19 protein-coding genes and 1 pseudogene are annotated in these 21,196 nt (G+C 59.9%); 9 read left to right on the top strand and 11 right to left on the bottom strand.

Features of this window, described 5'->3' with window-relative positions; all coding sequences use genetic code 11:
* Positions 1-96: 96 nt before the first annotated feature.
* Together C3Y91_RS23960 and C3Y91_RS23955 are read right to left on the bottom strand one after the other, a co-directional pair.
* Entirely contained in the window at positions 97-2,184 is a 2,088-nt protein-coding gene (locus C3Y91_RS23960; protein ID WP_027689924.1) for an ABC transporter substrate-binding protein, read from the bottom strand.
* A 122-nt stretch (positions 2,185-2,306) separates the two neighbouring features.
* Complete coding sequence (locus tag C3Y91_RS23955) at positions 2,307-3,773, bottom strand: alpha-glucosidase/alpha-galactosidase (RefSeq protein WP_130687842.1); 1,467 nt, start codon at positions 3,771-3,773, stop codon at positions 2,307-2,309.
* Between the two features lie 59 nt (positions 3,774-3,832).
* Here C3Y91_RS23955 and C3Y91_RS23950 point away from each other — a divergent pair, with 59 nt between their 5' ends.
* Positions 3,833-4,858 carry an AraC family transcriptional regulator gene (locus tag C3Y91_RS23950; RefSeq protein WP_018069891.1) on the top strand — a complete coding sequence of 342 codons (1,026 nt, stop codon included), beginning with the start codon at positions 3,833-3,835 and terminating at the stop codon, positions 4,856-4,858.
* Positions 4,859-4,935: 77 nt separating this feature from the next.
* On the opposite strand, the gene C3Y91_RS23945 is transcribed toward C3Y91_RS23950, so the two are convergent.
* From C3Y91_RS23945 to C3Y91_RS23915, 7 genes are all read right to left on the bottom strand, one after another.
* Entirely contained in the window at positions 4,936-5,478 is a 543-nt protein-coding gene (locus C3Y91_RS23945; protein WP_168575871.1) for a two pore domain potassium channel family protein, read from the bottom strand.
* 95 nt (positions 5,479-5,573) lie between these two features.
* Positions 5,574-6,266, bottom strand: a complete 693-nt coding sequence (locus C3Y91_RS23940; protein WP_168575870.1) for a hypothetical protein — start codon at positions 6,264-6,266, stop codon at positions 5,574-5,576.
* Positions 6,267-6,298: 32 nt separating this feature from the next.
* Positions 6,299-6,868 carry an OmpA family protein gene (locus C3Y91_RS23935; RefSeq protein ID WP_130737211.1) on the bottom strand — a complete coding sequence of 190 codons (570 nt, stop codon included), beginning with the start codon at positions 6,866-6,868 and terminating at the stop codon, positions 6,299-6,301.
* A gap of 27 nt (positions 6,869-6,895) precedes the next feature.
* Positions 6,896-7,324, bottom strand: coding sequence for a cysteine rich repeat-containing protein (locus tag C3Y91_RS23930; RefSeq protein WP_168575869.1), 429 nt, complete (start codon positions 7,322-7,324; stop codon positions 6,896-6,898).
* Between the two features lie 51 nt (positions 7,325-7,375).
* Positions 7,376-7,645, bottom strand: a complete 270-nt coding sequence (locus C3Y91_RS23925) for a hypothetical protein (protein WP_018069886.1) — start codon at positions 7,643-7,645, stop codon at positions 7,376-7,378.
* A gap of 336 nt (positions 7,646-7,981) precedes the next feature.
* Complete coding sequence (locus tag C3Y91_RS23920; protein ID WP_168575868.1) at positions 7,982-9,493, bottom strand: DUF1254 domain-containing protein; 1,512 nt, start codon at positions 9,491-9,493, stop codon at positions 7,982-7,984.
* 65 nt (positions 9,494-9,558) lie between these two features.
* A complete protein-coding gene (locus C3Y91_RS23915; protein ID WP_018069884.1) occupies positions 9,559-10,992 on the bottom strand; it encodes a DUF1254 domain-containing protein in 1,434 nt (477 codons plus the stop codon).
* A 358-nt stretch (positions 10,993-11,350) separates the two neighbouring features.
* Here C3Y91_RS23915 and C3Y91_RS23910 point away from each other — a divergent pair, with 358 nt between their 5' ends.
* Both C3Y91_RS23910 and C3Y91_RS23905 read left to right on the top strand, forming a co-directional pair.
* A complete protein-coding gene (locus tag C3Y91_RS23910; RefSeq protein ID WP_130655396.1) occupies positions 11,351-13,159 on the top strand; it encodes an adenylate cyclase in 1,809 nt (602 codons plus the stop codon).
* 306 nt (positions 13,160-13,465) lie between these two features.
* Complete coding sequence (locus C3Y91_RS23905) at positions 13,466-14,701, top strand: alpha/beta hydrolase (RefSeq protein WP_130769368.1); 1,236 nt, start codon at positions 13,466-13,468, stop codon at positions 14,699-14,701.
* A gap of 16 nt (positions 14,702-14,717) precedes the next feature.
* On the opposite strand, the pseudogene C3Y91_RS23900 reads toward C3Y91_RS23905, so the two are convergent.
* Positions 14,718-15,004, bottom strand: a pseudogene (locus C3Y91_RS23900) (integrase core domain-containing protein); the annotation flags it as partial.
* Positions 15,005-15,161: 157 nt separating this feature from the next.
* Between C3Y91_RS23900 and C3Y91_RS23895 the strand changes: the two are divergent.
* A complete protein-coding gene (locus C3Y91_RS23895; RefSeq protein WP_130688788.1) occupies positions 15,162-15,500 on the top strand; it encodes a DUF2147 domain-containing protein in 339 nt (112 codons plus the stop codon).
* Positions 15,501-15,992: 492 nt separating this feature from the next.
* On the opposite strand, the gene C3Y91_RS23890 is transcribed toward C3Y91_RS23895, so the two are convergent.
* Positions 15,993-17,054: a class I SAM-dependent methyltransferase gene (locus C3Y91_RS23890; protein ID WP_130690532.1), complete on the bottom strand. Its 1,062-nt coding sequence runs from the start codon at positions 17,052-17,054 to the stop codon at positions 15,993-15,995.
* Between the two features lie 281 nt (positions 17,055-17,335).
* Between C3Y91_RS23890 and C3Y91_RS23885 the strand changes: the two genes are divergently transcribed.
* From C3Y91_RS23885 to C3Y91_RS23865, 5 genes are all read left to right on the top strand, one after another.
* Positions 17,336-17,656 carry a helix-turn-helix domain-containing protein gene (locus C3Y91_RS23885; protein WP_018069877.1) on the top strand — a complete coding sequence of 107 codons (321 nt, stop codon included), beginning with the start codon at positions 17,336-17,338 and terminating at the stop codon, positions 17,654-17,656.
* Positions 17,657-17,659: 3 nt separating this feature from the next.
* A complete protein-coding gene (locus C3Y91_RS23880) occupies positions 17,660-17,920 on the top strand; it encodes a hypothetical protein (protein ID WP_025397793.1) in 261 nt (86 codons plus the stop codon).
* 9 nt (positions 17,921-17,929) lie between these two features.
* Positions 17,930-18,169, top strand: coding sequence for a hypothetical protein (locus C3Y91_RS23875; RefSeq protein WP_168575867.1), 240 nt, complete (start codon positions 17,930-17,932; stop codon positions 18,167-18,169).
* Positions 18,170-18,256: 87 nt separating this feature from the next.
* Positions 18,257-18,424, top strand: a complete 168-nt coding sequence (locus C3Y91_RS38730) for a hypothetical protein (RefSeq protein ID WP_225510740.1) — start codon at positions 18,257-18,259, stop codon at positions 18,422-18,424.
* A gap of 103 nt (positions 18,425-18,527) precedes the next feature.
* Positions 18,528-21,089, top strand: a complete 2,562-nt coding sequence (locus C3Y91_RS23865; protein WP_168575866.1) for a GcvT family protein — start codon at positions 18,528-18,530, stop codon at positions 21,087-21,089.
* Positions 21,090-21,196 lie beyond the last annotated feature (107 nt).

The raw sequence follows: 21,196 nt of genomic DNA, 5'->3' as shown, positions 1-21,196 counted from the left end.
CCGCCAGTCGCTCCTTGCCAGCGCGGCCGGCTTGTTGGTCATGTCAGGCCGCGCGCGGCACGCGCGGCCTGGAGCTCACTTCAGCTGGGAGGGAGCTTAGTTTATCGGGCCCTTTTCGCCGGGCTTGCCGGGCAGTTGTTCGGAGAACAGCTCGTATTTGCCCTGCTTGTCCGCAGCCACCCACAGGCGTTCGCGGATCACCGAATCTTCAGCCCAGTTGAACATCATGATCGGCGTACCCTGGGGCACGTTGGAGAACCGCTTGTTGACGATCAGGGCGCCGGGATATTCCGTCAGGCCGACGGTATTGACGTGCTCCGTCGAGATCTTCTGATACTGCTTCATCAGATCGACGCGCTCGTCGTTGTTCTGGCTCGTCCTGAACTTGTTGACGACATCGACAAGCTCCTTTTCGAAGGGCATCAGATCAAGCTGGTCATCCTTGCCGGCGCGATGGTGCCAACTGGTGCGCGGACCGACAGGGGCGAGCTGCTCGGTGTTCTGCACCACCGACGACAGCTCCGTCGTGTTGCGCTGGATCAGCCAGTCGAAGCGGCCGGCATAATGGGCGTCGTCACGCTTGGCGCCGTCGAGCGCATTGATGACGATCTTCAGCCCGAGCTTCTCCATCTGGCCGACGACACCTTCGGCAAGGCTCTTGTCGGTCGTGTACTGATTGTTGATCAGCATAACGATTTCGACATCCTTGCCACCCGCCGTGCCGGCCGGGAAGTTGACGACGCCATCGCCATCCGTGTCCTTCAGACCGGCCTTGGCGAGCTCCGCCTTGGCGCCCTTCAAATCAAAGGGATAGTAGACGGTGGAGTTGCGGTCGTAGAAGCTGGTGCCGGAGGACAGCCCGCCTGGATAGATCGCCGTGAACGGCCCCTTGACCAGCGAGTCGCCGATCGCCTTGCGGTCGAGCGCCATGGTGACGGCCTTGCGGAAGTCCTCGTTGCGGTTCAATTCGCGGATCGCCTCGCCGCGCTCGTCCGGGTTGCCCCAGCCATTGGCGGAGAAATTCATGCGCAAGTTATAGCCGATCAGGCGCGGGCCGAAGGCAAGCCGGGCGGGCGCGGTCTTCTCGGCGGCGCGCTTCAGCGACGCGACGAAGTTTTCCGGCTGCTCGAGGTTGGAGAAATCGGCGGAGCCTGCCACGGCCTGAACGTCACGGTCGGCCCAGGTCGAGAGCTTGTAGTGCAGCTCGTTCAGATAAGGCAGCTGATCGCCCTTCTCGTCGACCTTCCAGTAATAGGGGTTGCGCCGCATGACGATGATGTCGTCCGGGCGATATTCGACCGGTACCCAGGCGCCCATGACCGGCATGTTCATGAACTCGGGCGGGAAGGCGTTCTTGAACTGGTCGTAGGTGTTCTTCGAATATTTCGGATGCTTCGACTTCAGGATGTGCGACGGACCCGGGCAGAAATTCGGGTAGGACATGGTGTAGAGATATTGCTTCGGGAAGGCCTCCTTGAAGGTCCATTCGACGGTGTAATCGTCGACCTTCTTCAGCGTCGTCCCGGCGCCGAAGGCTTCCGGCGATGCGCCGCCACCGAGCGGCGAGACGTTCGGGTCGATGACTTCGTCGTCCCAGTAGAACATGATGTCGTCGGCGTTGAACGGCGCGCCGTCAGACCATTTGGCGCCTTCGATCAGGTGCATGGTCAGCTTGTGGCCGTCTTCGGACCAATCCCAGCTCTTGGCGAGGTTCGGTAGCGGCTCGGTGTCTGAGGCCTGCACCTGGAACAGCGGCGCAGTGCGCGTCAGGCATTCGGAAAGGCCGATATCGATGCCGCCCCAGCCCTGCGTCTGGCCGGCGCCGTAGTTCCAGCCTTCCGGCCGGCCGCCGATGACGTGGCGCATGGTATCGCCGTAGACGCCGATGCCGTCGGGCATATTGCCGGTCTTGAAGACCAAAGGCTCCTTCGGCAGGCGGTCCTTGACCGGCGGCAGCTTGCCGGTGGCGACGAAATTCTTCGTGACCCAGTCGGGCTCGTGATATTCGGGCAGCGCCTTGAACTCCAGAATGGAGTCGCGCGCGACATAGTTGATCTTGCCTTCGGCGGGGAAGTCCGCCGGTGCCGGCGGAACGGTTGCCTCGGAGGCATAGGCATTCAGCGCCGCGGCTGAGACGCTGAGCGCCAGTCCGGCCAGAATGCCTGCGTTACGGAAATTCATCATCGTTTCTCCCTCTTGTTCCGGAGCGCGATCAAGCGGCTCCTTTTCCTCGAACGACATGAAAGCGGGTCTGATGTCATGGATTTCCCTCCCGGAAACCCATGACGACCCATCCTTCACAAAAATCAGACGGCCTTTTTCAGTGCCGCCTTTTCCGCGCGCAGCTCCTCGATCGAGCGAACGTTGCGGCGTGCGGCCCCCGCCCAGTCGCGGGTCTGCACCTTCGATTTCGACAGCCGCTCCTTGGCGGCCGGCACGGCATGGGCATATTGCGGCAGCCAGGCGGCCTGGGCAACGACCATCTCGTCGACCATCTGCCAGACTTCCTCAGGCGTCGAGACGGCGCCGACCAGCGGGTCGTGCAGGACGGCAAGCTTCAGAAGGTCGATATCGCCTGATATGGCCGCGTGCACCGACATGCGCTGGACGTTGATCGATGAAATGCAGGTGGCGGCACAGGCTTCCGGCAGGGTGACGCCGGAGACCATATTGATGCCGAAGCGATCGACGAAGCCCGGCGATTCGATGATCGCATCCGAAGGCAGGTTGGTGATGACACCATTGTTCTTGACGTTGAAATGGCCGCGATAGACCCGGTTCGTCTCCAGCGCCTCCAGGATATGGCTTGCATGTTCGTTCGAGCGCTTGGCAGGATCGATCGGCTGCGAGGCGGATTCCAGGAATTGCGGATATTCCGTCTCGAACCAGTTGCGCGTTTCCGTCGAATGACGGAGGTAGCCGCCGGTCTCGCCGTGGATCCAGTCGGACATGTCGATCCAGCGGGTGATCTCGTCCGGCCGCTTGCGATACCAGGGCAGGTATTCCGAGAGATGGCCGTTGCTTTCGGTGGAATAGACGCCGAAACGCTTCAGCACGTCGATGCGCAGTTTCTCCTGCTGCGAATAGACCGGATGCGCCTCGAAGGCGGCAATCAGCTCGTCCTTGCCGATCCTGCGGCCGTTGAGGCGAAGGTCGATGAACCAGGTCTGGTGGTTGATGCCGGAGCAGATATAGTCGAGCTCGCTTACCGACTTCGCGCCAAGCACCTCGGCGATCTGTTCGGCGCCATGCTGGACGCCGTGGCAGAGGCCGACGGTATCGACCTTGCCATATTCGATCGCCGCCCAGGTGTTCATCGCCATCGGGTTGGCATAGTTCAGGAATTTCGCGCCGGGCGCCGCCACTTCGCGGATATCCTTGCAGAAGTCGAGAATGACGGGGATGTTGCGCTGGCCATAGAGGATGCCGCCAGCGCAGATGGTATCGCCGACGCACTGATCAATGCCGTATTTCAGCGGGATTCTGATATCGTCGGCATAGGCCTCGAGCCCACCGACCCGGACGCAGCTGATGATGTAGCGTGCGCCTTCCAGCGCCTGGCGCCGGTTGGTCGTCGCCGTCACTTTCGTCGGCAGCCCGTTCGCCTTAACGACGCGGTCGAGGATCGCCTTGATCATCTCGAGATTATGTTCGCTGACATCGGTCAGCGCGAATTCGATGTCGCGAAACTCGGGAACGCACAATATGTCGGTGAACAGCTTCTTGGTGAAACCGACGCTGCCCGCACCGATGATAGCGATTTTGAAACTCATGATCTTCACCTCGACCCATTCGAATGCTAAGGAAAAGAAGTTATGGAGGATCGGGCCGCATGCTGACGCATGTGGCTGAAAACGCCGTAAAATCTGCCTTTTTCCTCCCGGCCGCTCTGTCGACCGTGGTCTCTTCCTCTTGTCGAGCGGGATTATGCCCGAAATCGGCAGGGCGACCAGAGAAGGATTATGCTTTCAGGGGTAATTTTGTGCTGCAGGATTTGATCGCCAACGGACAGTCGATGAGGACGGTTTCGCTGCCCCGCGGCCGCCAGCGGCTGCACGCGATGCCGACCAGCGCCGGCTATGAAGTGCGCGAGAACGAGACCTATGACTGGGACGGCCGCCGGCGCGGCCAGACCCCCTTCACCGTGCTGCAGCACACGATCAGCGGCAGCGGCAAGCTGCGTTACCAGAACCGCAACTATCGGCTTCAGGGCGGCGACACGCTGCTCGTCCTGGTGCCGCACAATCATCGCTACTGGCTGGAGAAGGGCGACCGCTGGGAATATTTCTGGATTTCGATGAATGGCGAGGAAACGCTGCGCATCCACCAGATGGTGCTGTCGACCGCCGGCCCGGTGCTGAAGCTGCAGCCCTCGACCATCGATCATCTTGCCGATTGCAGCCTGCGCCTGGTCAAGGGCGCGACATCGCCGGGTGCCGCCTCGGCGATTGCCTATGAAGCGGCGATGGCGCTCTACGACGACGTCTTCGGCTCGCCGGCCTTTGCCGCCGAGCTCAGCCTCATGCAGCCGGTGATCGACCATATCAATGCCAATCTCGAAAAGCCGCTGCCGGTCAGCGAGCTTGCCGGCATCGTCGGTCTCAGCCGCGCGCATTTCTCGCGCAGCTTTGCCGAGAGCGAGGGCATGCCGCCAGCCGAATTCGTGCTGCAGCAGCGCCTGCAGCGCGCCGTCAAGCTTCTGACCAAGGCAGACTTCCTGCCGGTCAAGGAAGTCGCCATCATGTGCGGCTTCGAAGACCCCAACTATTTCTCCAAGGTCTTCCGCCGCGTCTACGGCACCAACCCCACCGAATTCCGCACGACGGGCATGTATGCCAGCATCGGAAAACTGAGATAGCCGGCCAGCTGCTAAACCAGTTGCGTCAGGCCGGCACCTCGAACACCATGTTGAACGGGGTTTCCGTCGCGGTAGATTTACCCGCCTTCTGGAAATCTCGCGACTTCGTGGTCGAGAGGGCGAGCATCCTGATACTCCGCTTTTGCCTCTATCACGCGCTCCTGCCTCGCCCGCAGGCGGTCGAACTTGCCGAAGTCGGTCATGACGCTGACCAGGACGCTACCCGTCCAACCGAAGGTGAAGAGGCCCGACATGCCAATGATCGGGCCGAGCAGACGCCACCGATCCGGGAGAGTGACGGTTCCCTCGCCCAGCGTCGTATAGCTCTCAAGCACGTAGTAGTAGCTGTCACGCATCGAGGGTATGACGGCCCTGACATAGAGAGGCATCGCCCAGATCAGCGTTTCTGCAAAATGCAGAATCGCCAGCGCGGCGATCGTTGCGGCCAGCATCAAGTTCAGACGCCAGTGCGGCGTGGCCTTCGTGACGCCTGCCCATGACTTGCTGAACTGAAGGCTGATGCTCCGGATACCCGCGCCGTGTACGAAGATGACCACAACGAGAAACACAGTGCCGACGAGTATTTCCAGAACTGGATCAGGATTCGATAGATGGTCCAATCGCTATGTCCTCGGTCTTGCAACGCCCGCTGGAAGGGCAGTTAGCCTTCCAACGCGCCGAAACCAGCACTGGCATGTTGCTATATAGCCTGGCGCTAGTAGCAGGGTGGATAGGGGTAATATCCGCAAGCCGGAGGCGGATAATAGCGACGATCCTCTGCGACTGCGGCACCGATTGCCGCCCCCGCAACAACGCCCGCTCCGTAATAGGCGCCCGGATGGGCATACCATCCGCCACGCCAGACGGGGGCGCGAAAACCAGCGCCTCCGACGGCGACGCCCCCGTAAGGACCACGTGCCGCAAACCAGTCGATGAACAGCGATGCGGGGCCGTCGGCTCCGGCGAGATCACCTTCGAGCACGGCCACGTCGAAGGTGAGGTTTGCTCCCTCGAGCTTTGGCGTCTTCAGGACGACCACCGCATCGGCGACCGAATCTCCCTTTCCGCTCAGGACCGATATCGTCGCATTGGGAGGATCCTTGGCAAAGCTATCTGCCCCCTCGCCCCACTGCCTGATGAACTCGGAGGTCAGTACGTGACCTGCAGAGCGCACCGGGCGATCGGCAAACACGATAGACACGGCCGAGATGCCGCTCATCGTCAGTTTGCCGTTCTCGAGCCTCGCCCCTCCGGAATTGAGGACGGCCAGCGACGGCACCATTTTTGACTTAGGTGCGCCGATGGTCTTCTGCGCGGGCGCCGAGATGGCGTCCTGCGCGAGAACCGGCGTTGACGACAGAAGACCTGCTGCGATTGCAATCAGGCACATATCGGAAATTTTAAGCATCTGCTTCCTCCCGTTTTTTCCACTGAGTGGCGTTATTTCAACAGTCCCAAGTTGATCAGTTGAACCCGTCGATTGTCTGCCGACTCCGGGTGACCTGGATCGATCGGCCATTCCTCGCCGGCTCCCACTGAAAAAAGGCGATCTGGCGAAACCGCAAAGGTGGTCGAGAGCGCTTCGTTGATCGCGTCGGCGCGCTTCTGGCTGAGTTCGAGATTGCGCTTGGCGGTTCCCGTCGCGCTCGAGTGTCCGACGATCAGGAACTTGTACCGGAACAGGTCCGGATGGTGCAGGGCGTCGGCGATGAGCCCGACGGTGCGGTAGGATTTTGGCTCGATGGCAGTCGAGTTGTTTTCGAAGTCGATCTCGACGATCAACTGCGAGAGCTCTGACAACTTGTTCCAGTTGGGCAGGGTGGCGACGCCCTTCCCGACATTGGCGTTGGCTTCCTCCACAAGCAGAGCGACGTCGACGGCGGGAGCCGCCGCCTTGACCTGTCCGAGAGTGGTCATGATTTGCGTGTTGTCGAGTTGCTGGGCAAAGCCGATGCATGGAGCCATTAGCAGGCCGAGTACCAGCGAAATGCGATGGCAATGAACGTTCATCGTGTTCTTCCTTTTTCCGGTCATGGTTCACCGCCATCCAGCGTCGGTGATTGCCTGGTTGCAACCCTTGTTGTCCACGCGCTTCGTCTCGACGAGGCAGGAGAGGATGTTCCCGTCGCCCTTCACGCTGTTGCAGTATTGGGAGATGTCATGCTGGCAGACCTTGAACACCGACGCCTGCGCCTCCTGGCGCTGGGCAATCGATGACATGACGCTGCCAAGGGTCGCCGTGCAGGTCGGGGAGACCTTAGACGCGTTCTTCTCGAGGCAAGCCTGGATGCGGCCGTTCCCGAGGTTTTCGCCGTTGCAGAGCTTCTTGATGTCGGAGCCGCACTCTTTGGCAAGCGTCGTGACCGCATCGGCGTAGCTCATGGTGTCGGCGCGCCCGACGGCGGTTAGAGCGAGGAAGCCGGCGAGCGCCGCGCCTGCGAAGATGCCAAGTCTGTCTATCATCATTGTCCCTCCTGGAGCGATTGATCTGATCTGGTGTGCGTCGAATGCCTGGTGTTATCGTCGTGGCGGTTTGAAAGGGACGACCGCGGCTCTGTCCAGGGTCTGCTCGATCTCGGCCCGCATGCTGTCGATCAGTTCCCTATATTCGGCGAGGCGCTCGTCACGCTCGGGAGCGGTTGACCGTTCCCATCGCACTTTTTCGTTGTTCGCGATCTCGAAGTCGTCGCAAAGGTCGCGAAACCCCTCGCTGCGCAATGCGAACTCCTCGATCGCATCAGCACGGTCCTTGAGGCAGCTCTTTACGAAACCAACACCGTTTGCCATCCGGTTTCATCCATTCGCGTGCATCGCCTGACAGCAGGCGATCTCAGGACATGATGGTACAAATCTCTCCTATCGGAGCGACCGGCCATGATTGCGCCCCCTCGCCCTGCCGCTCTTTCCTTGTCGCCGTCCCTGCTCTGTTGGCGTTCGCTTCGAACGCCGCCCCCACGAGATACGGCCTGCCTATCTCCGGATCGACGAGATGGGCGCCGGCCGATACACGCAACTCGTCGTCTGAATCGATACTTGGCCGCCCCCCGGAAGTTGACGCCGTCAGTGGCGCCTAGAATCTCCCCTTGCTCTTACTCGATGGCCTCAATGGCAGGAGGGATCCGATCACTGCACCAGTTCGATCTCGTCCGGCTTCCAGGTCTTGTCGAACCACGGTTCCAGCGGACCGTAGAGGCGAAGGATCATGAACCAGCCCTTGCCCGGAATCGTCTGCACCCAGTTGTTCTCCATTCCCGCCGGCGCCTTGGCTCCGAAGAAGACGTCAGTCGAACCATCCGCATTGACCTTGACCCCTTTGTTTTGGCTACTGACGCTTGGGGCTTGCTGGTCGGTTTGGACCATCGAGCGGGTCTGGTTGTCGTAGACGATGACCGACCAAAAATCCTTGACCGGGATATTTGGCGGAAGGCGCAGCTTGTAAGTCTTGCCGCCATCGAAAGGATCGCCCTTCGAATCCTGTACCGACCAGGGATATTGCGAGCCCTGGCCCACCATCTTCTCTTCCATCGCCGGCGTGACGCCGATGGCGAAGTAATAGTAGAAGACAGCGCCATCCAAGTTGCTGACACCGGGCGCCGCCTCGAACTTGTAGCCGCCGAAAAACGGCAGGCGCCAGGTGCTGTCCGGATAGAAATACGCATCCTTCGCGCGAACCTTGAAGGCGATCGTCCTCGCCGTCACGGCGCCGATGTTGGCGGCGTCGGCGAGAATTTTCTTCATCCGCTCGTCGGGATTGAAGGGCCGACCCTTGACGATGCCGATCGAGGCGAACAGGCCCAAGGTGGTGGGATCGGAACCGTCCGCCGGCTCCTCCTGGATGACCTGGTTCAACAGGTTCCAGAACGAGTAGTCACCCGGCGCGATGAAGTTCGACGGAGTTCCCGAGGCATTGACGAATTTCATCGGCGGCGGATTATCGGCCTCGTCAAGGGGATAGATCCGCAGGTTCTTCTTGACTGAGTCAACACCGGGTTGCGTGGATCCGTCCACAACGAAAGCGCGAAAAACGAGGTAATTGCCGAAGGTGCTCGGCCGCAAAACGTGATATCCCGGTGGTATGTCGCCCTTGAATCCAGGCGGCAATAGGAGGTACTTGCCACCCGCGCCCTTGTCGGCCCCGGTAATGCCGATGTCGCCCACCCACTTGTACCAGAAGTCGTCGACCATCCCCAGCACTTTGGGTGGAATCTCGGCGACCAGCGGTCCCTTGCTCGTGTCGACCCAAACGTAGTTGTAGATCGTGTTGTCGTTGGCCGTCAGCTCTACGGACCTCGGATCGACCAGATTTTCCCAGATCACGTCAGTCTGGTTATCTGGTCCGAACTTGCGCAGCGAATCGCGCATGCCGGCCTGATTGACGATCGGGATCGCCAGCAGATAAGCCTGCAGTGCCCGCGAGCGGTCTAGGTTGTCGTAGATTTTGTCGACGGTATCGACCGTCGGGTAGCCGTAATTGAGATTCAATGTTCCGATCGAAGACTCGATTTTGTCTGGCATGGCCACGCCCGATGCGAAAGGCGTCGTCATCTTGTAGGTCGGTGTATCGGCGGAAGCGATACCCAGACTCATGAGTGCCGACACAGCGGTGGCGCAGAGCAGTCTCGTCGAACGTATCATTGCTTTCTCCTATTGACCTCCAAAGCCAGGCATCAGGATGGTCGGGATGATTTATCGTCGGACAATTATTTCGCTACATGGATGCCGGGCGGCTGCCAGGTGCCTTTGCCAGCAGGCAGGATCGAAGGCGCTTCCGTCTTCGGCCAGTACAGACGCATTACCAGGTAGATCGTGTCATTTGGCGCAGGCAGCCAATTTGCCGCCTTTTCCACGCCGGGGCTGTCCTTCTGGATGTAGAGGGTGAGCGAACCATCCTTGTTCTTCTTCATGCCGTGCAGCATCGGAGAGTTGATGAGGTAGCGGTTGATCGGGTTCTTGATCAGGAGCTGGCTCTTGCCGTCATAAATCGTCACCGACCAGAAGGAGTTCACCGGCGGGAGTTGCCCGGCCGGAAAGGTGAGAGTGTAGTTGTGCTTGCTGCCGTCGAGCGCTTCCCCCGTCGCATCCGTTCTGGTGAAAGGATACATGGCCTCTGCTGCATCGTTGCCATAGAGGCCTGCCTTTGCGGCTCCGGCCCGCAGCAACCAATCGCCGTTGTAGAAGGCTTCGTCGCCAAGAAGCGAGCTGACGTTCCAGCCGTTGATGGGTTTGTTTCCGCTGGCCAGCCATTTGTCGATTTTATCGTCGCCTTGCTTCATGCCCACCAGGATTTCGGCTTTATGTTCGAGCGATAGATCCTTCAACTCGAAGGTCTTGCCCGGACCGATGCCGATCTTCGTCAGTTTCGCACGGATTTCCTTGTCCCGTGGCGTCTCGGGGACGTATTGCAGTGCCGCGTCGAGATATTGGAAGAAGTTGTCCTTGATTCCGGAAGTGGTGGCCGGCAGGAAATCGATCTTCGGCGCGGCCGGCGGGGCGGGTTGCTTCAGGAAAGCGGAAAGCGGCTGCGCCTTGTAGCCGGCCTGTACCTTTTCCACGTTCGGCATATCTTCGACGTTGATAAGCTGAGTCCGAAAATTGGCGAACACGAACGGGGTGGTCGAGGAAAAGACTTGGCTGATGCCGGCCGGTTTCTCGCCTTTCCAGTCGGGTCCGACAACCAGATAGGAACCCGGAACGTTTCCCGTAGCGCGGCTGCCGATATAGCCAAAGTTATAGGTGTTGCCGTCAATCAACTGCACCGAATAATAGCGCTCCTTTTCCACCGCCGACACGGAGATCACCATCGGCTCGGCGCGCAGATCCAGCCACAGAATGGAGTACGGCGTGTCGCTGTTGGGCGTGACGACCGCCGTGTCTTCGTAGGTCGCCACGTGGTTGAGGTTGTCGATCTTATTGAACGGCGCCTTGAACTGGCTGGACTTCGGGTCGACGGCGAACTCGTGCATGACCGCATAGTTCATCACCAGCGGCAGACCGTAGATGAAGCCTTCCTCGGCGATGTCCTTGGCCTCGATGATGCCGGGATAGCTTTGCGCCATCAGCCTGCTTGGCCTTGCAATCGCGGCGCCGGCAGCGATCGCCGCGGCGGAGCGAAATAGATCCCGCTTCGTCAACATTTGCCGTACTCCTGTCTTATTCGATGAGTTATCGAATCCCCTGCGGCAGCACTTCCGGCCCATCCAACCGGGAGACACGGGGTTGCTTGCGACCGCGATGGTGGCCGAGCACTGTAAAAGCGCAAGTATGTAACTGTAACATACGAGTATGGCGCCCGGCGCCGCGGACACATGGTGCGGGTGATCAGGGCAGCACTACACAATACCTACCTGGATAGATCGGTTCGACGTGGAGCGATTACACCCGAAGATCTTACCTTTGTGGACGACATTCAATTTCTAGTGTAGGTTACAGTCCGTTGGGGAAATAAAGCTACTTCGTGCATACGCGGCCTCAAGAGCGGGTGAGGAGAAGGCCATGCAGAACCAATCGCCACCGGCGCGCGATGCAGCGCTGGGTTTGTCGCGTGCTCCACCGAACCAGGACGAGATTCGCGCGCAGCTCGAACATATCCTTTGCAGTCATGAATTTCCGAAGGTAGGTCGAAGCGCTGCCTTCCTGACCTATGTCACGGAGGAGGCGCTTGCCGGTCGGGCCAACCGCATAAAGGGCTACTCGATTGCCATCGAAGTGTTCAAGCGGGGCGAAGGGTTCAGGCAGGACGATCCCGTAGTCCGAATAGAGGCTGGACGGCTGCGGCGCACGCTGGAGCGCTACTATTTGATCGCCGGACAACATGATCCGATCAGAATCGACATCCCCAAAGGCGGTTACGCGCCGTCTTTCGTCTGGAACGAAGAGGCCCCGGCGTCTTCTGACGATCGGCTTTCGATACTGCGCCGACGATTTCAGAAATTGACGCCATTCGGTCTAGGAGCTGGCATCATGCTCGGCGTGGTCATGGCGGCGGTGGCCGCTTCTGCCTACTTGCTACCGATAGGGTTGGGCTCTACATCCCACGAATCCATCGAGGAGGGTCCGACGCTCGTCGTCGCCCCGTTCGCCAATCTCGGAGACGGGCCGCAGGCTGCCCTTTATACGGCGGGCCTGACCGAGGAGCTTCTGACCGCCCTTCCTCGCTTCAAGGAAATCAGGGTTTTCGGTCGCGAGACATCGAAGTCCTTGCCCTCCGGCGTCGAGGCGTCCCAGGTGCGTGGCGAGCTGGGCGCCCGCTTCCTCCTTGCGGGCGGCGTTCGTGTTTCGGGTGACCGCATTCGCGTGACGGCGCGCCTGCTTGATACCGATAACGACGAAATCCTGTGGTCGCAGACCTACGACGACGACATCAAGAGTGGCGATCTGTTCAACATTCAGTCTGATGTAGCGAACAAGGTGGCGAGCGCAGTGGCCCAGCCCTATGGCATCATGGCTCAGGCGGACGTCTCCAATCCGCCCCCCGACGATCTTGGCGCCTACGCCTGCACGCTGAGCTTCTATGGATACCGAGCGGAATTGAGCGCCAAGCGGCACTTGGACGTGCGGCAGTGCCTCGAAAGCGCCGTCGCCCGTTATCCATCCTTTGCCACCGCATGGGCGATGCTCTCCATCATCTATCTCGATGAGGACCGGTTCCGGTTCAATCCGAACACCAACGGGTCGCCTCCGATTGATCGCAGCCTGCAGGCGGCCCGTCGCGCCGTGCAGCTGGATCCGGACAACACGCGCGCCCATCAGGCGCTGATGACGGCGTTGTTCTTCCATCAGGAGGTTTCCGAAGCCCTCCACGTTGGCGAACAGGCATTGGCGACCAATCCAAACGATACCGAACTGCTCGGAGAGTTTGGTACGCGTGTCGCGATGAGTGGGGATTGGCAACGTGGTGCTGAACTGCTCGACCGCGCTCTTGCCCTCAACCCAGGTGGCGGCGGCTACTACCATGGCACCCGCGCGCTCGCCGCCTACATGCTGCATGACGACGAGACTGCGGTCATCGAGATCAAGCAGGCAAATCTACAGAAGTTTCCGCTCTACCATGCCGTCGCCGCGGTCATCTACGCGAATGCGGGGATGATGGATGACGCCCGCCGCGAGGCTTCCAGTTTCAACGCGATGCGGCCGGATTTCATTCCCAACGTGGTGGCCGAACTCAAGGCGAGAAACTTCCGACCCGCCGACAGGGCAAGACTGATCGCGGACATCAGAAAGGCTGGCCTTGCCGCGTCTGACGAGGTGGAGGCTTCTATGCTCTGGCGGCCTCAAGGATCGGCTGTGCTTGTCCCGCGGTAGCGCCGCGGGGCCAGTGAACCAAGCCGTTACGGCACAGATGCTACCAGATGTTACGGGCTTTTGCCGTCGTGCGACTGTAGCGTTGCCCGCATTGCAATGATCGATCTAGAGGGGCACGTGTCGTTGGCCAGGCAATCACGAAGGTTTGGCGCTGCACCGTCGGGGTCTACTACTGTTAGGACGAGGCAGTCGAGGGGCTGTCAAGAGATTGTTGGATGAGGGCGATGCGTGGGCAGAAATAGTAGCGTTGCGCGGGCGTCGGCTCCTGCGGGCTGGTTTCGTTGGGTTCTTGTATGTGCGGCCGCCATGGCACTTGCGGGATGTGGCGGCCATCCAAAGGACGTGCTGACACCCGTGGCCGACACGTCGCCGCAGTCGCCGAAGGTCGACATGCTGATCGCGACGACCCGCACTCGGTCGACCGTTCCAGGGGAGATGTTCAACGGAGAACGTGCGCTGGCCCCGGCCTTCGCCGACATGACGATCTCGATTCCGCCCAGCAAGGTTCGCAAGGAAGGACAGGTCGCCTGGCCGAAGAGATTACCGTCCAATCCGGCGACGGACTTCGCGACCGTGAAGGCCGACGATCTCAACGTCGACGAGGCCAAGAAGTGGCTGAGCGCGAGCGTCAGGAAGACGCCCGACGGTAGTGTCCTTGTCTTCATCCACGGTTTCAACAACCGGTTCGAGGATGCGGTCTACCGTTTCGCGCAGATCGTTCACGACTCCGGCGTCCATAGTGCGCCCATCCTGGTGACATGGCCGTCGCGCGGCAGCCTGCTCGCCTACGGCTATGACCGTGAGAGCACCAACTATACCCGCAACGCCCTGGAGACGCTTTTTCAGTATCTGGCAAAGGATCCCGAGGTGAAGGAAGTCTCGATCCTCGCGCACTCGATGGGCAATTGGCTGGCTCTGGAATCCTTGCGCCAGATGGCTATCCGCAATGGCCGGCTGCCGGAGAAGTTCAAGAACGTCATGCTGGCGGCTCCCGACGTCGACGTGGACGTGTTCCGGCAGCAGATCGCGGATATGGGAAAGAAGCACCCACAGTTCACGCTGTTTGTCTCCCGTGACGACAAGGCGCTTGCGTTTTCGCGCCGGGTCTGGGGCGACGTCTCCCGGCTCGGCGCCATCGACCCGGAGCAGGCCCCGTATAAGAAGGAGCTCGAGGACAACAAGATCATGGTGATCGACCTTACCAAGATCAAATCCGGCGACAGCATGAACCACGGCAAGTTCGCGGAATCGCCACAAATCGTGCAGCTCATTGGCCAGCGTATATCCGAGGGGCAGACGCTGACCGACAGCCACGTCGGAATTGGCGACCAGATTTTGGTGGCGACCACCGGAGCGGCGACGGCTGCTGGGAACGTTGCCGGCCTGGTTCTGGCAGCACCCGTTGCCGTAATCGATCAGGACACTCGCGACAACTACGCCACCCATGTCGGAACCCTGGCGGGCACGAGTAGGACGCAGCCGGCCGCAGCAGCGGTGAAGCACTGCGCGGAAGGACGACCGACGCCGAACTGCACACGCTAATATTCGAGGTTCTGGCCTAGCCGTTCAGTCCCGGCATTTTATGGATTGGATTTAATCTGAATCGTTTCGGCTCGGATATCCACTGCTTGCAGATGAACTCGTAGGGCGTGAGCCCTTTGAGGGTCCTCAATCTTCGCCCGAAGTTGTAGGCGTCGATGAAGTCGGCAAGACACTTTTTCAGTTGCGCGGATCGTCGTAGTGGAAGCGCTTGACAGTGGCTTCCTTGATGGTCCGGTTCATACGCTCGACCTGTCCGTTGGTCCAGGGGTGCTTCGCCTTCGTCAGACGATGCTCAATGCTGTTACCGGCAATGCTTCTCCGGATTGGCTTTGGGCGTTCGTTTCCACGATCAGAAGTTTCGCAAAATTGCAGGTCCCAACCGGACAGAGCATACCAGAAGCTACGAGCCTCCGATGGCGTAAGCAGGTAGTCTCCGGGCAATTCAACCGAGGAGGACATCATGAACCGCGTAATATTCGCTGCCGCCGCCCTCGCAGCCTCCGCCGCCATCGCCTATGCACAAGACCCGATCGTCGGGAACTGGAAGACCGAACTTGGCGATACCGCCGCGATCGCTCCCTGTGGCAGTGGCTACTGCATCACGTTGAAGTCCGGTAAACATGCCGGCGAGCAGATCGGGAACTTCAATGGCAAGGACGGGAGCTACGAGGGCAAGATCACCGATCCAGATGCGAAAAAGACCTACGACGGCTCCCTGACGGTCTCCGGCAATGCGCTGAAGATGAAGGGCTGCGTCCTCAAGGTAGTCTGTGAGTCGCAGACCTGGCCCCGCCTTTGACGGCTGCACTAGGATAATATCGACGAAGCCAGCCTCAACTGACGGTTGGTGAAGCCGTGGATTTGCACGTGTTTCTCGCGGGCCAGCAGAGCGAAATTCTCCGTCGTTTCGTCATCACCTGCCTCAATGTCGACCCGGTTCCGCCAACAGTTCCAGGAGGCCTCCCAACCCGATCACTATGAAGACGCCCTCCCCTTGGACGGCTACCATGAGCGGGAGCGAGCTTCGCAAGGTGCGGTTTCCGTGGGCCTTCAAAAGTCGGACGAGTAGCGTCTCAGGATCAGGCCCCATGACCATGATCCTGTCCTCCTTCATGATCGCTCCGAAACCTGGCTTGGAAAGCCAATGCGGGAGATGGAATCGGTCTGGTCGACCCTTTGGCAGAACTTCGTCCGGATGGGGCCGGAGAACTGCCCGTCTTTCATCATCGTCAAATGCCGGGGGATGGTCTGTTTGCCGGCATCGGAAAACTGAGATAGCCGGCCAGCTGCGTCAGGCCCGCACCTCGAACACCATGTTGAACGGCGTTTCCGTCGCACGACGGAAATGCGTGAATCCCGCGTCGAGCGCGACCTTTCGAAGCTTCATTTCTCCCGCCTGCGCGCCAAGCCCGAGCCCCACCTCCTGGGAGAGCGATGCCGGCGTGCAGATCATTGTCGACGCGCCGTAATAGACGCGGCCGACCGGGTTGAGATTGTCCTTGAGATGGTCATGAGCGAAAGGCTCGACGATCAGCCACGTCCCGTTCGGCCCAAGCGTCTCCTTGACATGCCGGCCGGCGCCGACCGGATCGCCCATGTCGTGAAGGCAGTCGAACATGGCGACCATGTCGTAGCCGCGCCCCGGAAATTCCGCCGCCGAACCTTGCTGGAACGTCACACGGTCGGCGACGCCCGCATCTTTTGCGGCGGCCTTTGCTCTTTCGATCGAGGCGCCGTGATAGTCGAAGCCGGTAAAGCGGGAAGCCGGATAGGCCTGCGCCATCAGGATGGTCGAGGCCCCATGACCGCAGCCGACATCGGCGACACTGGCGCCGGCCTTGAGCTTTTCTTCGACCCCGGCAAGAGCCGGTATCCATTCGGCGACGAGATGGCTGTTGTAGCCTGGGCGAAAGAACCGTTCGGTGCCTCGGAAAAGGCAGGTGCTGTGCTCATGCCAGCCGAGACCCTTGCCGGTGCGGAAGGCGTCGGCGACCTTGGGCTCGTCCATCCACATGGATTGGACGACCTCGAAGGCGCCGACGAAAAAGGCGGGGCTGTTTTCCTCGGCAAACACCATCGCCTGTTCCGGCGTCAGGCTGAAACGATCCGTCTTTTCATCGTAGGCGACATAGTCCGCGGCCGCCTGGGCGCTCAGCCATTCCCTGAGATAACGCTCCTTGATCCCTGTCTTCTTGGCAAGATCCTGGACCCTCATCGGCGTTCCGTCGGCCATCGCCTTGAAGATTCCGACCTTGTCGCCAAGCACGACCAAGGCACCTGACATGGCGGCGCCGACGTCTCCGACGAGACGACCGACAAGCGCATCGAGTTTTTGCATATCTGGTTCGCGCATTATTGCCTCCCCGCGCGTGATAAGTATGATCTAAATTAGCAATTAATAATATTCAGTCAATCAATCTTCCCTTTCGCCAGATGAGCGTGGAGTATTAATAGTCTAAAGAATGGAATAGGCAGACCACTCCAGGGAGATCGCAATTCTCGGATTGGCGAATGTCAAACGGCTCAAAATGCCTTATTCCGCCATGCGCTTTCTCGTCGTGTCTTGTCTGGAGATTACATTTTTTATATAATCTATCGGAGGCAGAATCACACTTTTGATGCAAGGTTATTGTTTTGTGTCTATCTTCCGCTCAATGCCGCGCTGCTCGCGCCCTTTTGGCATGGTCTCAGGACGATCTCTCATCTGCCTCGAAAGTCGCCAAAGCGACGATTGCTAATTTCGAGGCTGGAAAACGCTCTCCCTATGAACGAACCCTTCAGGATATGAAGCACGCCCTGGAAGGCGCGGGCGTTGTTTTCATCCCGGAAAATGGTGGCGGTGCGGGCGTTCGCCTGGCAAAACGCGCAGATGCCTCGATCGACACGAATGAAACCGAGACGGTTCAATATGAAGAATATCTCAAAAACGACGCACCGCCCGGTGCAGGTGGCTGAATGATGGCAAAGAAAGAAAAGCTCGAACACTCCGAACTGGCGGGAGAATTCACCGACGACGGGATCACCGTGCTCGTCGATATCTTCCGCACATCGGGCAGCAATGAAGACTGGACGATGGAAGTGGTCACGCAAGCGGAGGATCTGATCCGCTGGGACGAGCCATTTGCGACTGACCGGGATGCCTTCGACGAATTCCTGGCGGTCGTCGCCCGCGACGGCATTCGATCGTTTCTCGAAGATGAAGAGCCATCCGTGCATTGAGGGTATCCCGTGAAAAGCATCAATGATCTCGTCGCATCAGCGAAAACCGTCTGCGATCGATACCGGGCCGGGCGGATGGAGCGCGAGACCGTACGGGAATGGGTTCTCGGACTCGGCGCCTATCCATCGCCGCATGGAGAGCGCGTGCGCGAAGCGGCAGAATGGTTCCGCTTGCACAATCGCGAGCCTGTTTCCGAAGACATCGTGCTCGCGGACATCGACCGGCTCAAGGCGATATCAGCGCCCTGAGCCCCGGACAAGCTAGCCGCAAGGGCTCGCCATATCCGATCGTCGCCGGTCATTGCCAGACCGTTCGATGCGGGACGGATCGCAGCAGTGCCGGCGCTGTTTTGCGGTTGCCTCGCGGCCTCGATCCGGACTGGCGCAATTACGCCGTTACGAGACGGCGTAGGACCAATGACGATCATGAGCCTTATGCATAATACCCTCATCGCAGCTGCCATGCGGAGCGGTCTGGGGGTTCCGCAGCTTCGGCAAATGTGACACTCCTTACGAGGCTGGCGTGGCTCCTGCATCTCACGCGCGAAGCGTACGTCAAGCGCGGCTAGGGTATTTTAATTCGTGCGATAAGTAGAAGGAACAGCACGTGGCAGCATTTCCGGAAAAGGCAAAGGTCGTCATCATCGGGCTCGGCGGTATCGTCGGCGCCTCCATCGCGCATCATCTCGTCGAGCGGGGATGGGACGATATTGTCGGCATCGATAAGTCGGGCATACCGACCGATATCGGCTCGACAGCCCATGCCTCGGACTTCTGTTACACCACGAGCCATGACTATCTGTCGGTCTGGACCACGCAATATTCGATCGATTTCTACGAGAAGATGGGCCATTACGCCCGCATCGGCGGCCTCGAAGTGGCGCGCACCGGCGACGATGCCTGGATGGAGGAAATCAAGCGCAAGCTATCCTCGGCCCGCGCTTTCGGCACCCGCGCTCACTTTGTCAGCCCTTCCGAGATCAAGGAGAAGTTCCCGCTGATCGAGGAAGATCAGGTGATGGGCGGCCTTTACGATCCGGATGCCGGCCTCGTCATTCCGCGCTCGCAGACCGTTGCCGGCAAGCTGGTCGATGCCGCCGAAAAGGCCGGCAAGCTGCAGGTGTTCGGCAACACACCGGCGAAGTCGCTGATCGTCGAAGGCGGTCGCATCAAGGGCGTCGTCACCCATCGCGGCACGATCATGGCCGACCACGTCATCGTCTGTGCCGGCCTCTGGGGGCGCCTGATCGCGGAGATGGTCGGCGAAGACCTGCCGGTCATGCCGGTCGACCACCCGCTCACCTTCTTCGGTCCGTATAACGAGTTTGAAGGCACCGGCAAGGAAATTGGCTTCCCGCTGCTGCGCGACCAGGGCAACTCCGCCTATATGCGCGATACCGGCGACCCGGCGACGACGGAGGGCGGTCAGATCGAGTGGGGCTACTACGAAGCCACCAATCCGCGCATGTGCCATCCGCGCGATATTCTCGAAAAACACGAAGCGCGCCTTTCGCCCTCGCAGCGTGATCTCGAGATGGAACAGATCATCGAGCCGCTCGAGCGCGCCATGGAACTGACGCCGATCCTCGGCGAACTCGGCTATAACGAAGGTCACTCCTTCAACGGTCTGCTGCAAGTATCGGCCGGCGGCGGCGCCTCCTGCGGCGAGAGCCAGAAGGTGCGCGGTCTCTGGTATTGCGTTGCCATCTGGGTCAAGGACGGCCCGGGCTACGGCAAGCTGATCGCCGACTGGATGACCGATGGCCGTACTGAAATCGATCACAACAGCATCGACTACGCCCGCTTCTACCCGCATCAGTTGACGGAGGAGTTCATCGAGGGCCGCTGCTACGAAGCCGCCCAGAAGATCTATTTCCCGGCTGTTCACACCCGCGAACCCTATGCATCCGGCCGCAACGCCAAGCGCTCGCCCTTCTACGAGCGCGAAAAGGAGCTTGGCGGCTACTTCATGGAACTTGGCGGCTGGGAGCGTGCGCACGGCTACGCCGCCAACGAGCACCTTCTGGAGAAATACGCCGACCGCGTCCCGGTTCGCGAGAACGAATGGGACAGTCGCCATTTCTGGCGCGTATCGAATGCCGAGCATCTGGCGATGAGCGAGGATTGCGGCATCGTCAACCTCAGCCACTTCCACATGGTCGATATCGAGGGACCTGACCATGTCGAACTGATGGAATGGCTTTGCGCCGCCAAGATCGGCGGCGATGCAAACATCGGCAAGGGCGTTTACACCCACTTCCTCGACGACGAAGGCATGGTGCGCGCTGACTTCACCGTCTTCCGCATGGCCGACCGGTGCCGTCTCGTCAACGGCGCCGATGCCGGCCCGCGCGACCTGCACTATATGAAGCGCGTCGCCGAAGACCGCGGCCTTGACGTGATCATCTCAGACGTCTCGGAAAAATTCGTGACGATCGGCATCTGGGGTCCGAACGCGCGCGACACGCTGAAGAAGGCTGTGGCCGATCCGGCCGGGCTCGATCAGGAAAACTTCGCCTTTGCGGCGATCAAGCCGATCGAAATCGCAGGCAAGCCCGTCACCGCCTTCCGCATCTCCTATGTCGGCGAGCAGGGCTGGGAACTGCACATGAAGTACGAAGACGGCCTCGCTGTCTGGGATGCGCTGCGCTCGACCGGCGTGATGGCTTTCGGCGTCGAGACCTATGCAAACTCGCGCCGGATGGAAAAGAGCCTGCGCCTTCAGAACGCCGACCTCCTGACCCAGTACAACCTGATCGAAGCCGATCTCGCCCGTCCGAAGGTCAAGGAAGCCGATTTCCGCGGCAAGACAAAACATCTGGAATACAAGGCGCGTGAGCACCAGCCGGCGATGCTCTGCACCCTTGTGATGACCGAGAATACCGACAAATCGGGCGTGAAACGTTATCCCGTCGGCAACATGCCGGTTGTCGATCCCGCCACGGGAGAGGTTCTGGTCGACGAGCTTGGCCGCCGGTCCTACACGACCTCGGTCGCCTACGGCCCGACGGTCGGAAAGAACATTGCTTTGGCCTATTTACCCTGGTCGCATTGCCAGGTCGGACGCAGGCTGAATGTCGAGTATTTTGCCGAAAGCTATCCGGTGGAGGTTGTCGGCGTCGGGTACAAGCCGATCTATGACCCAGAAAATCTGAAGCCGCGCACCTAAAGCACGTCGCGCAAAAGTGTGCAGCGGTTTTGCGGCAACGGCATGCGTAAAAACAAAGACTCGAAAATCGGAATCGATTTTCGGAAAGGACGATGCGAGGATTGAAA

Origin of the sequence: Rhizobium ruizarguesonis (assembly GCF_012349115.1) — a bacterium.
Lineage (GTDB): Bacteria > Pseudomonadota > Alphaproteobacteria > Rhizobiales > Rhizobiaceae > Rhizobium > Rhizobium ruizarguesonis.
Note: the sequence above shows the minus strand (reverse complement) of the source record. Positions and strands in the feature narration are given on the sequence as shown.